We start from the raw sequence: 11,243 nt of genomic DNA, 5'->3' as shown, positions 1-11,243 counted from the left end.
ATTGTAATCATTTAATACATGTCACTTAAGATGTGATGATTTTGATGTAATATATTTAGTGAGATGATTGTATATAAGATATGTATATTTTTTTTTTGTTTTTTTTTTTTTTTTTTTTTCTGGTGTCATCGGTATTTACACTGTTTCTTTTGTCGGCAGCGTCAGATGTGTATAAGGGACGGCCGCATATCCGTGAAGCCATGGTCGGTCACCTCCGCCATATCGAAGAGGGCCTCGCACAACGGATCGCCTCTAGCCTCGGTATGAGCGAACTGCCGCAGGCGCCTACTGCTGCTGTTGCAGTTCAGGAGTTAGACCTGTCCCCGGCGCTGCAGCTTATCGGCAAGATGAAGGATACACTCGAAGGTCGCGCTGTCGGGGTATTGATTGCGGACGGATCGGACGCGGCAAGCATCGAGGCTGTCAAACAAGCGGTCACTGTTGCAGGCGCAAAAGTGAAGATTATTGCAGCGAAAATCGGCGAAGCGAAACTCGCCGACGGCTCGCTTTTGAAAATCGATGGCCAATTGGCCGGCACGCCGTCAGTGATGTTCGACGCGGTCGCCATCATTCTTTCCAGCGAAGCCGCCGCGTTATTGGGCAAGGAAGCCGCCGCCATCGATTTCGTGCGCGACGCTTTCGGTCATCTGAAAGCGATCGGCGTTGACCAAGGCGGCAAAGCCTTGCTGAAAACCGCGGCTATCGAACAAGACGCCGGTGTGATTGCCATCGGTACCCTGGATCACTTCATTGCCGCAGCCCAGACACGTCAGTGGGACCGGGAGGCGAGCATCAGAACACTCGCTTGATAAGGATACCATTGCTCTTGGGTGTAAAGTTCCTTTTAATTTCAGGCGTAATATATTATTACGCCTGAATTGATAGCGGTGGACTCATGGCATTCAGTCTGGATTCCACCGGTTTCGGAAACTCATCATCGCTATGATAGGATGCCAAACCGATTCATTTTCTTAATCTTGTTTTTCATGCAAAAAAATACCCTGTTGGCGCCGGTTGATCTTTGAGGTGACGGAAAATACATGTTTTCCGTCACCTCAAAGCTTGATTCTGACTGCCTCCCCCGGTTTTGCATGCTCTCCAAAGTTAATCCTTGGCCTGCCGTATCATTTTCTGGCAATCAATGTTTTGAACCTCGCCTATATCAACTGGAGGTAGCAGCATGAGAGTAGATAAAGGATTAATTGAAAACTCTGGATTTAAGATAGTTCCGGAAAACTTTAAGGTGGAACGAAGGGTAAGCGGGCTAAAATCACGAGGGTAAGGGGTTATAGCAAGTTCAAAGGTTTCGTTTTTAAATGACAAATAGCCATTTCCATAAACTACACTATCCTTGGTATTGAGCAATAAAGTTTTTGACTGGACAATTCCGTCTTTGATATTGACATCGGCAACGGCGCAGAGGATAGGGATTTGAGTATCTCCCAAGATATAGTAGCCAAGCGCGTGGAAAATATCCAAGCCTATCAACTCTACTATCAAGGCACTTATCTTGCCATCGAATTGCACTAAATACGCGCCTCCATTGGAACTTGAAAGTATCTCTTTAAGCGTATTGCCAGATCCTTTTAATTGCAATTTACCGTTAACTTTCCCCAACGTTTTCTGAATATCGTTAACTTTCTTGATTAGCCTGCTCAAAGACAGGTCAATCACATTAATTTGGATGTCAACATCTGCCGGGTTTTGAGAGCCCTGGGCTGTCATCCAAAAGTTTACGCGGCCATCGTCAATTCCGAACATGGCGGGTTCGAATTTCAACACACCGTTGTTGAGTGATAATTGACCGTCAAAGTTGGTTATGGGAACTTCCTTGTTAATAATATTCGTGGCGCGAAGCCGAGCCTTACCATTGGCCGCACGAATTTGTTTTAGGTCGAAATGATGATCAGGTATCAAAGTATCATCTATCGTAACACGTTGATCTGGATGGTTAGGTTCGCCGCCAATAAATCCACTTAAATCTGCAAGGTCAAGCGTTTTGGCGAACAAATCCATATTGAAATACAAGGGCTCCAGTTTTGGGTTGACCAAGACAGTTCCTTGCAAATCACTGTGGCCAATTTCACCATTAAAATGGTCAAAACGCCAAGTGGTACCATGACGACTTAAATCCCCCGTTATTTTATAGGCTGAGCTGGGCGGTAAAGGGATGCCGATCAGAGGAAATAATTCGGCAATATCAGACCCTTTAAGAGAAAGGTTAAGCTTGGGATCGGCAACTTGCAGAGGATGAATCACTGTACCGCGAATGGCTATTTCAGTTTGACCAAAAGCAATATCTAACTTGACAGGATAGGGCTTCTTTTCTGAGTACAATTCTAAATATGAACCTGCAGAAGCCTGCAGATTTAGAGTTTTGTGTTGATAACTTCCCTTGCTCTCAATGGTAATCGGCAGTTGCCAGCCACCAGAGCCTTTTAAGGAATCTATATCCCCTTCAAAATTCATATCACGGGTTTCATCATAATAATGAAATATTCCAGAAATAATATGCAGATTCTCGAAAATAACCGGTACATCAAGAACGTTTGAGTCAGCTTTCTGATTGGAAAAATTCCAGTTAGTATCACTTTTCTTATTCTTGAATAAGAAAATTTCCGGCTTGCTAATGCTTAAATCATTAATGAAGATATCTCCATTAAATAGTTTCGGTATTGAAATTTGTAATGACAATTGATCAATTTGTGAAACATTTTCTGGCCTCGTCCAAGCCTTATTTTTGATTGAAATATTATTAATCGTCAGTTCAGGTTGCCAGCCGATTTCCAGAAGTGTTTTGCCTTTTATATCAAGTTTTAGCCTTTCGGTATTAACGATAGCCTCAATAAACCAGATTCTGAAGTTATTGGAATAGGCAAAACTTAGTAGAAGACTTCCGAAGGCAAAGAACCCTATCAGTAGGATGACTAAAAATAAACGGGTTAGGATTATCAGTTTGAAGTTCATTCATTGATTATTTTGTTGGCAGCGCTTAAATAATTTTTATGCCCACTCTTTGGTCTCAGGCTCCCGCACTCTTAGGCTACTGCTGGAAAAACGGCATATTTCGTCATGATTACTAAAGCTAAACAATTAGTTGGGTGCGTTTAAACAAACGACACTAAAGTCCCATAGACATTATAAGCAGTCGCGACTGTAAGTCACGTTGGCAAATTGGAGACACCGTGTTGAATAACACCGCTCTATGAGCCTTTACATCAGTGCATATTCACCATTACGTTTTTATTCTCAATACGAAAAAGCCTGATAACATTAATATCCTAAAAAATTGATGATCAAAACAAGTTAATTTTGGGAAGTCAAAAACATGTTGAAAGTTTTTCTGAATAAGAAGTTCAGAAAAATTCTATGAGACTTTAGTGTCGTTTGTTTAAATGCACCCAGAAATAGCAGAAACGAAACTTAAAATTGTAAAAATTACATTCATCGCGTCTTTATAACACAATAACTCAAAGTGACTAAAATATTATGATCCTGTTAATGACTAAAGTTTCGGCGTTCAATTCTCACCCTGCCATAGGTATAACCATATGATTTATATGCCCCCCCCCCATTCGTAGTTGTCTTGGTGTCAAATTGCAGGATGTGCACAAATAATAATCACTGTATGTGTATACCAATAGTTTCCGTGACCAAAGCGGCAGTATCGCCCAATACAGCTTTCAACTCATCTATGGCCCCAGTAATGGGTGAACTCAAACAAACGACAAAATGGTTTCATAGAATTTTTTGCAACTCGACAAATAGCGCGGCTTTAGATTTTCGCAATATCCTATGGTGATTTAGTGTCGCTTGTTTAAACGCACCCCATAATCAAGCAATCAATCACGGATTTTCGGGGGAGTACCGCTGCCGGCCAGCTGTTTCGCACGATACATGGCTTGGTCGGCCCGTTGAATTAGGGTTTCACTAGTGTCGCCATCGGCGGGGAAAAGACTGATACCGATGGTGACGCCTATATTCACGCATTGTTCCTTAAGCTGAAAGGGCTCGCTCAAGGCGTGAATAATTTTTTGCGCAACGTCAGAGGCACCCGAAGTATTCGGCAGGTCTTCAAGAAGCAGCACAAACTCGTCCCCGCCAAAGCGGGCAACCGTATCCTGTTCCCGCACGGTCAACAGCAGTCGCGCTGCAACAGCTCTTAACAATTCATCGCCGGTGTCATGCCCCCACTGATCATTGACGGCTTTAAACTTGTCCAGATCCATAAATAGCAGGGCCAGTGAAATTTCCTGGCGTTTGGCTCGCAATAAACAGTGCGCTAAACGCTCTTCCATGAGTAAACGGTTGCTTAGCCCCGTCAACGGATCATGGTGTGCGATGAAGTTGAGCTTGCGCTCATTGTCCAGCAGAATAGCTTCCGCTTGCTTTTGTAAGGTGATGTCACGAACAACATGGACGATATAGGTCGTTTGTCCCTTGCCATCTTGAATGGCATTGGTAAGGTATTCACAAGGAAACGACGGCCCTTGTTTGCGTTGCATTTGCAGCTGACGGGATGACCAATGTTGAACTTGACCGTTTGGATCTGGTGCATCCTCTTCCACGAACAGAGCTGTCGGCGTCAGACTCATTATCTCCTGGCGGCTCAGCCCGAACAAGGTTTCTGCGTGGGCGTTGCAATCAATGATACGCCCGGAAAGGGAATTCTCAATGAATACCGCCTCGTTAAGACAAGCCAATATGTTCTGAAGGACAATATTGGCTTCTTGCAGGGCCATTTTGAGGTTTCGGGGTTTGACACATTTTAACAACTGAGCCAGCAGGTGCTTTATCTTTACCGGTTTAACGATAAACGCATCGACCCCCAGATCAATCGCCTTTATCAGGTAGTGATTATCGTTGAAAGCCGTGGTAATGATGATGGGAACATCCGGATCGATCTGCCGTATAGCCTCGATCATGGCCAGTCCATTCATCTCTGGCATCAGAATGTCGGTAATAATGAAGTCGGGGCCGTGCTCCAGGAACAGAGCGAGTCCCTCTTGGCCATTACTGGCGGTCAGTAAGCGACCGACCCGGCGCTGCAGAAATTGGCTCAACTGGGTACGGATGTCTGCTTCGTCTTCCACGTAAAGCAGACTTAAGTCGCTAAGGGAACCGTTGTCGCCACCCTCAGCGTCTACTGTCATGAACATGGTAGGGCTCCGGTCAGCTTGGTGGAGTTGTCCAACGGACAGCTGAGGGAAAATTCTGCACCGGCGTCCACATTACGAACCCGAATGGTGCCATGCATGCTGGTTTCAATGATCATTTTCGACATGTACAAGCCAATGCCGGTACCCAGTTCCTTGGTGGAAAAGTAGGGTTCGAAAATATGCGCCATGGCGGCGGCCGGGATACCGCCGCCGTTGTCGGTAACCACAAGGGTAGCGTGTGTGGCGTCGTGGCTGAGCCGAAGCGTCACCACACCGCCCTGCGGATGGCGAGCGAGGATCGCCTCCTTGGCGTTGACCAAGAGATTAAGCAGTACCTGCGAAAATTCATTAGCAAAGCCGACAATCCGAATATCGTCGCCCATGTCCAGACACAACTCGATGTTGTTATTGCATAAGCTGACCGAAGCCAGGGACAGAGCTTCTTCGATCGCGGCGGCCACGCTAAAGGCTTCCATTTGTTTTTGGGGACGGAAAAAATGCCTGAAATCATCGATGGTGGTGGACATCTTCTGGATCAGGCGCTCACCACTGCGGGTCTGCTGCTCCAGATACTCGGGCGTCAGTTCCTGGTACTTGGCGGCATCCTCAATGTTGGCCAGGACCAGAGTCAGCGCATTCAGGGGTTGGCGCCATTGATGGGCGATATTACCGATCATTTCGCCCATGGCGGCCATGCGGGATTGCTGAATAAGCAGATGCTCTTGCTGGCGGTTCTTTTCGGTTTCCTCTTGAACGCGCTGCGCCAAGGTTTCATTAAGCGCGGTAAGGGCTTTCTCCGCGATCAGGCGCTTTGCTTCGGCTTCCTTTATGTCTTGAATGTCGGTGCAAGTGCCAAACCAATTAGTGACCTTGCCGTTGTTATCATGCAATGATACGCCACGGATCAGCCACCAGTGATAAATGCCATCTACGCGGCGCAACCGGCATTCAAGCGAATAAGTGCTATCGGTTTGCGTCGCCAGTTGCCAAGCGTCCCATGCCCTTTTATGATCATCCGGATGAAAAGGGACAAGCCAACCCTGGCCGTAGCTTTCTGCCAGCGTTAATCCGGTATAAGCAACCCATTGTTGATTGAAATAAAGATACCAACCATCCGCTCTAGTTACCCAAATAATTTGTGGCAACGCTTCGGCCATTGTCCGAAATTTGCTTTCGCTCTGCCGCAAGGCTTCCTCCAGCTGCATTTGTTCGGTGATATCACGAGCCGCGGCAAAGACCCCCGCCGAGTTTCCGGTATCATCCTGATACACGGCGGCGTTAAGCATAACTGGCGTTAGATGGCCGTTGTGATGGCGGATTTCCAAGGGATAATCGCGCACTAAGCCATTTTTGAAGGTCTGCTGATAACCAGCGCGGGCATGCTGCGGGTCAGTACAGTAATCGGCAAACTCGGTGCCAATGAGTGTCTCTCTGGGCCATCCCGTCACTGCTTCCATTGCCGCGTTGACATCACTGATGAGTCCTTTCGGGTCGATGATGATTAACGGGTCCAGGCTGGCTTCAATCAGGCGGCGGCTATAGCGGGAGGTTATCCGTAAAGCTTCCGTTTCACGCACGGCATCGGCCATCTGCTTGCGGTTGGTTATATCTTCGACGGTCCCGCGCATGCGTACAGGTCGACCCGTAGCATCATAAGTGAACTTGCCAAGACCCATAATCCAATGCACGCTGCGGTCCGGCCAGATGACTCGAAACTCGCAGGCGTAAGGGGTTCGCTCTGTACTGCTGCGGGTTAATTCAGCCTCAACCACCGGCAGGTCTTCCCGATGCACCCGGCTTGCGAAATCCTCATAGCAGCCACTGAACTCCCCGGGCCGGAAACCAAACAGTTCTTCGTGTCGCCGCGACCAGATAACCTGCTTGGCAGTAAGATCCCAGTCATATATGCCCAGTCTGGCAGCATCCAAAGCCAAGCGCAAGCGCTCCTCACTGTCGTGTATTGCCTGCGCGATCTGCTCGCGTTCGTTAGCCAGCTTGAGTTGCTTCTCGGCTTTACGAAGACAAGACTCCTGCGCCAGATTATCCAAGGCAAACGAGAGGTCATCGCCCATTTGCTGCAGCAGATTAAGCTGTTGATCGTCGAAGTAATCCTTTGCACCGGCATACAAGGAAAAGGCCCCGATCGTCACGTCGTGCTCTTTAATGGCAACACTCGCCGAGGCCAGCAAACCGTGAATACGGGCCTTTTCAAGCCAGGGATCGGTCTGCTTCAGGCCTAAAAAATCATTGTAAAAGCACTGGCTTCCTGCGCGAATAGCTGTGCCGGTGGGCCCTCTTCCTGTCGGCTTATCGTTAGCCGTTACCCAGGAACCTTCAAGATAACCGGTCTCACCGACTGCTGCTTGCACAGCAACCGACCCGGTCTGCGGATCTAACAGCCCTACCCAGGCCAACCGGAAGCCTCCCAGTTCAACGGCGATGCGGCAAGATTCACTGAACAGAGTATCGCGACGTTTACAATGGGCAATGGTCTTGCCGATTGCACTCAACATAGCATAGAGACGATTCAGACGCAGGATTTGCTCCTCGGCTTGTTTCCGCATGCGAATATCGGTGACCACGATACTCACGCCCAGATTGCCGGCAAGCTCGATGGCATTGCAGGAAAATAATACCGGCAGGTGGTTACCCGCCCCGGTTTCCAGGATGATTTCATCCCGCTCACCCGTGTGCGTGAGATTTCCCACCCGGTCAGCGAAGCGGTCTTGGTCTTGTGGTGCAACATAAGCGTGCAACGGCGAGCCGATGAGCGTTTCCAGCGGCACTTGCAGCAGAGTCGACAGTTGTTGGTTGCAATAAGCGATCATGCCGTCTGCAGTGAGAAAGACTGCGCCCTCATTCATGGTTTCCACCAAGCGGCGATAAGGATACTCAGCGCCTTTTAACGTAAAAACCAGCGCGTCATCCGGCCGGGAAATGACCAGGGCATCGACTTCCCCGTTGTAAATAGCATGCAGGGTTTCTTCAGCTTCTTCAAGACGACAGCGAAGGCTTGCATTTTCGTCTAAGAGCGCTTCTCGTGATCGCTTGTCGGTTGCCATTAAACACTTACCTTTCCGGTTGAAATCTACATAATGCGTCAGCCCCGGCTTTGAGCAAGCGGGGTTAGATGGCGATTTTTAAATACATACGCTTCAATCCCCATTTTTAAGGGGGAGCTGAATACTTGCGCGGCTACGTTAACGTCTAACGCGTGACAAGGGTTGCACCTCTTGGCCGACATCTGTTTATTTTTTCGTCGGGCCTAAAGCCTACACTTTTTTTTCATAAATCCAAGCCGGCAAGAATCCGCTCACTGTGCGACATATCACCGATGAATCTGCGCAATGGCAGCGGGAACTCCTTAACCAGCGTAGGCACCGCGACGATCTGTCTTTCTTTGGCGAAGCAGGGCTGCTGATAGATATCGATGATCTCCAGCTCGAAGCGCCCTTGCAGATGCTCTCGGCACAGCTTTTGCACATTGTCGATGGCGCGTTGCGAATTGGCAGTCATGCCCGCCACATACAACCTGAGAACATAATGTCTTTGCTCGGTTTTTGTCAGCGCCAGTTCAAATGCTGCCGTGGCAGTCTGGATTGGTGTGGCTTCAGTACCGGTTTTTTTACGCATAGTATCACGGCATCAAGAAATAGGGCGGATATCCAAGCCGACTAACACGCGTTCCCTGTTGGAGAGGTCGCCGATGATTGTTCTCATCGGTTCCGGGAGTTTGCGCACCAGCGTCGGCAAGGCCAAAATCTGGTCATCTTTGGCAAGGATTGGGTTGATCAGCAGGTCGATCACTTCAATCTGGTAGTTGCCCTGTAGATACTCTTCACAAATCATTTTCAAATTAGCAAATGTGGTGACGGTTTTGGGGGTCTGGCCGGCGACATAGAGCTTGAGCAGCCACTTATCCTCGCCGGTGGTTGGCTTCCCGGGGTTGGATTTTTTCTCTACGTCAGTCATTAGGGCGCTCCTGGGCGGGATTGTCCGGCCGGCAGTTCGTCGGCCTGCCGCGCTTTAGCCATGGTCAACGTCTCCGAGATAAGCGTTGCATCCCGTTGTAGTTCCTTGGCAATGAGCCGTTCCAAATCATCCTTTTCAGTTTCGAACTGGACGTTCAGTACGGTAATCTGGGCTTCTATGGCGGTTTTTTTCCGCTCGATCTCACGCTTTCTACGTTCGATTTCCTGTTTACGCTCCATGGATTCGGCTTTATTTCTGGCTTCTTGGGCAACCCTGGCTGAGCCGGTCAACACGCCGTCGGGGCCGATGTACACATCCCGCAATTGGATGCCTTCGTCGCTGAGGATAAATTCCCTGATCTGATTGGAATGTGCCATGCCTCGGGACTTAATGATGTTCAAACCACGATTGCGTTCACCGCCCGCTTCCATATCCCGCAACGACAGCCACGTATCCATTAGCGACGACATACCGAATTCAGTCCATTCCAGGCTACTGCTGGGCGAAGCCAGATCAGTAAAAAAGGCGGTAATCTGCTGCATTTTCAGGTAATCAATCATCCGTGAGAGCATCGACTTAACCTCGGCATTACTGGCTGCCGCGACCAGATTAGAGATCGGGTCGACGATAACGATGTTAGGATTAAATTTGTTTATCGTCTTATGCATAACGACCAAATGCATTTCCAAACCATACAGCGTAGCACGGGCATTCTGGAATTGGAGTAAGCCCTTCTCGACCCACTGGCCTAAATCGATGCCAATGGAATGCATGTTGCGGATGATCTGGTTTTGTGACTCCTCGAAGGCGAAATACAGGCAGCGTTCACCGCGCAGGCAGGCGGCATTAACAAAATGTGCGGCCAGGCTGGACTTGCCGGTACCGGCAGTGCCGGTGACCAGGACGCTGGTACCCCGGTAGTAGCCTTGACCGTCCAACATGGCATCCAGACGCTGCACGCCGCTGGGTATCCGTTCAATGGAAACCGGGTGGTCAAGACCGATGGAGGAAATCGGCATGACCGAGAAGCCATCCCTATCGATCAAAAACGGGTATTCGTTGGTGCCGTGGGCCGAGCCCCGGTATTTGACGATCCGCAAACGACGCGTAGCAATCTGCTGGCTAATATTATGGTTAAGAAAAATGACGCAGTCAGCGACATATTCTTCCAGTCCAAAGCGGGTGAAGGACTGTTCTCCCTGTTCACCGGTGATAATGGCAGTAACCCCCTTGTCTTTCAGGAAGCGGAACAGACGGCGCAGTTCCGAGCGTAGGATGGCCTCATTGGACAACCCGGCAAACAGTGCCTCGATGGTATCCAGTGCTACGCGCTTTGCGCCTAGCGTGTCGATGGCATAGCCAAGGCGGATAATCAGTCCCTCCAGGTCGTATGCGCCGGTCTCGGCTATCTCGCCCGGCTCCAGATACACGTAGTCGATGGCCAGTTGGTTCTGGCGCACCAACTCATTCAGGTCGAAACCCAACGACAGGAAGTTTTTTGACAATTCGTCAGATTTTTCCTCAAACGACATAAATACGCCGGGTTCATCAAATTGCAGCGCCCCGCGCACGAGAAATTCCATGGCCAGCAGGGTCTTGCCGCAACCGGTGCCGCCGCAGATTAGGGTCGGACGACCCTGCGGCAGACCACCGCCAGTGATCTCGTCCAGGCCTTTGATGCCGGTCGGGGCTTTTAACAGGTCTTGGCTAACCGCTTGAGGTATTTTATGGGCTTTTGTCATGGGCACTCCCCTTGGAAGTCATCTTATTTGGCGAATTGTATACCAAAAATTCAATATCGTATAAAAACATGATAATTGTGTGGTTGCAGGACTATAAAACGTTAAACTTTTTCGAACATGGCTAAAAGTCCCGCTGGGTCATCATGTGCTTTATCTACCCAACGAAGCATAGTAATGGTTATGTTCAATGACAAAGACTGACGCCAAACAAGACTCTCAGCAACGGTGACCCAATACGACACTGTTAGGCTATTTTTTCAGTAGTCTTTTTACCCGTCCTGGATCGCTGCGTTAAGCGGATAACGCATAATCAGCTTTGCAAAAATATGAAAAGGTTTAGAATGCAAACGACAACGCAAGAAATACTGCA

7 protein-coding genes are annotated in these 11,243 nt (G+C 48.8%); 1 reads left to right on the top strand and 6 read right to left on the bottom strand.

What is annotated here, in order from left to right:
• Positions 1–80 precede the first annotated feature (80 nt).
• Complete coding sequence (locus tag N7974_RS19220; protein WP_262967163.1) at positions 81–809, top strand: catalase; 729 nt, start codon at positions 81–83, stop codon at positions 807–809.
• Positions 810–1,104: 295 nt separating this feature from the next.
• On the opposite strand, the gene N7974_RS19215 is transcribed toward N7974_RS19220, so the two are convergent.
• The 6 genes from N7974_RS19215 to kaiC all read right to left on the bottom strand — a co-directional run bounded on the left by N7974_RS19215 (position 1,105) and on the right by kaiC (position 10,873).
• Positions 1,105–2,967, bottom strand: coding sequence for an AsmA family protein (locus N7974_RS19215; protein ID WP_262967162.1), 1,863 nt, complete (start codon positions 2,965–2,967; stop codon positions 1,105–1,107).
• An 875-nt stretch (positions 2,968–3,842) separates the two neighbouring features.
• A complete protein-coding gene (locus N7974_RS19210; protein ID WP_262967161.1) occupies positions 3,843–5,159 on the bottom strand; it encodes a GGDEF domain-containing response regulator in 1,317 nt (438 codons plus the stop codon).
• Entirely contained in the window at positions 5,150–8,221 is a 3,072-nt protein-coding gene (locus N7974_RS19205; RefSeq protein ID WP_262967160.1) for a PAS domain S-box protein, read from the bottom strand. Before N7974_RS19205 ends, N7974_RS19210 begins: the two co-directional genes overlap by 10 nt.
• Before the next feature lie 223 nt (positions 8,222–8,444).
• Positions 8,445–8,792 (bottom strand): circadian clock KaiB family protein, encoded by a 348-nt coding sequence (locus N7974_RS19200; protein ID WP_262967159.1) that lies wholly within the window; start codon positions 8,790–8,792, stop codon positions 8,445–8,447.
• Positions 8,793–8,804: 12 nt separating this feature from the next.
• Positions 8,805–9,131: a circadian clock KaiB family protein gene (locus N7974_RS19195; RefSeq protein WP_262967158.1), complete on the bottom strand. Its 327-nt coding sequence runs from the start codon at positions 9,129–9,131 to the stop codon at positions 8,805–8,807.
• A complete protein-coding gene (gene kaiC, locus N7974_RS19190) occupies positions 9,131–10,873 on the bottom strand; it encodes a circadian clock protein KaiC (protein ID WP_262967157.1) in 1,743 nt (580 codons plus the stop codon). Before kaiC ends, N7974_RS19195 begins: the two co-directional genes overlap by 1 nt.
• Positions 10,874–11,243 lie beyond the last annotated feature (370 nt).

The sequence above is a fragment of the Methylobacter psychrophilus genome, from assembly GCF_025583945.1.
In the GTDB taxonomy this organism is placed as follows: Bacteria; Pseudomonadota; Gammaproteobacteria; order Methylococcales; family Methylomonadaceae; genus Methylobacter_C; species Methylobacter_C psychrophilus.
This window is presented reverse-complemented; position numbering and strand designations above follow the sequence as displayed.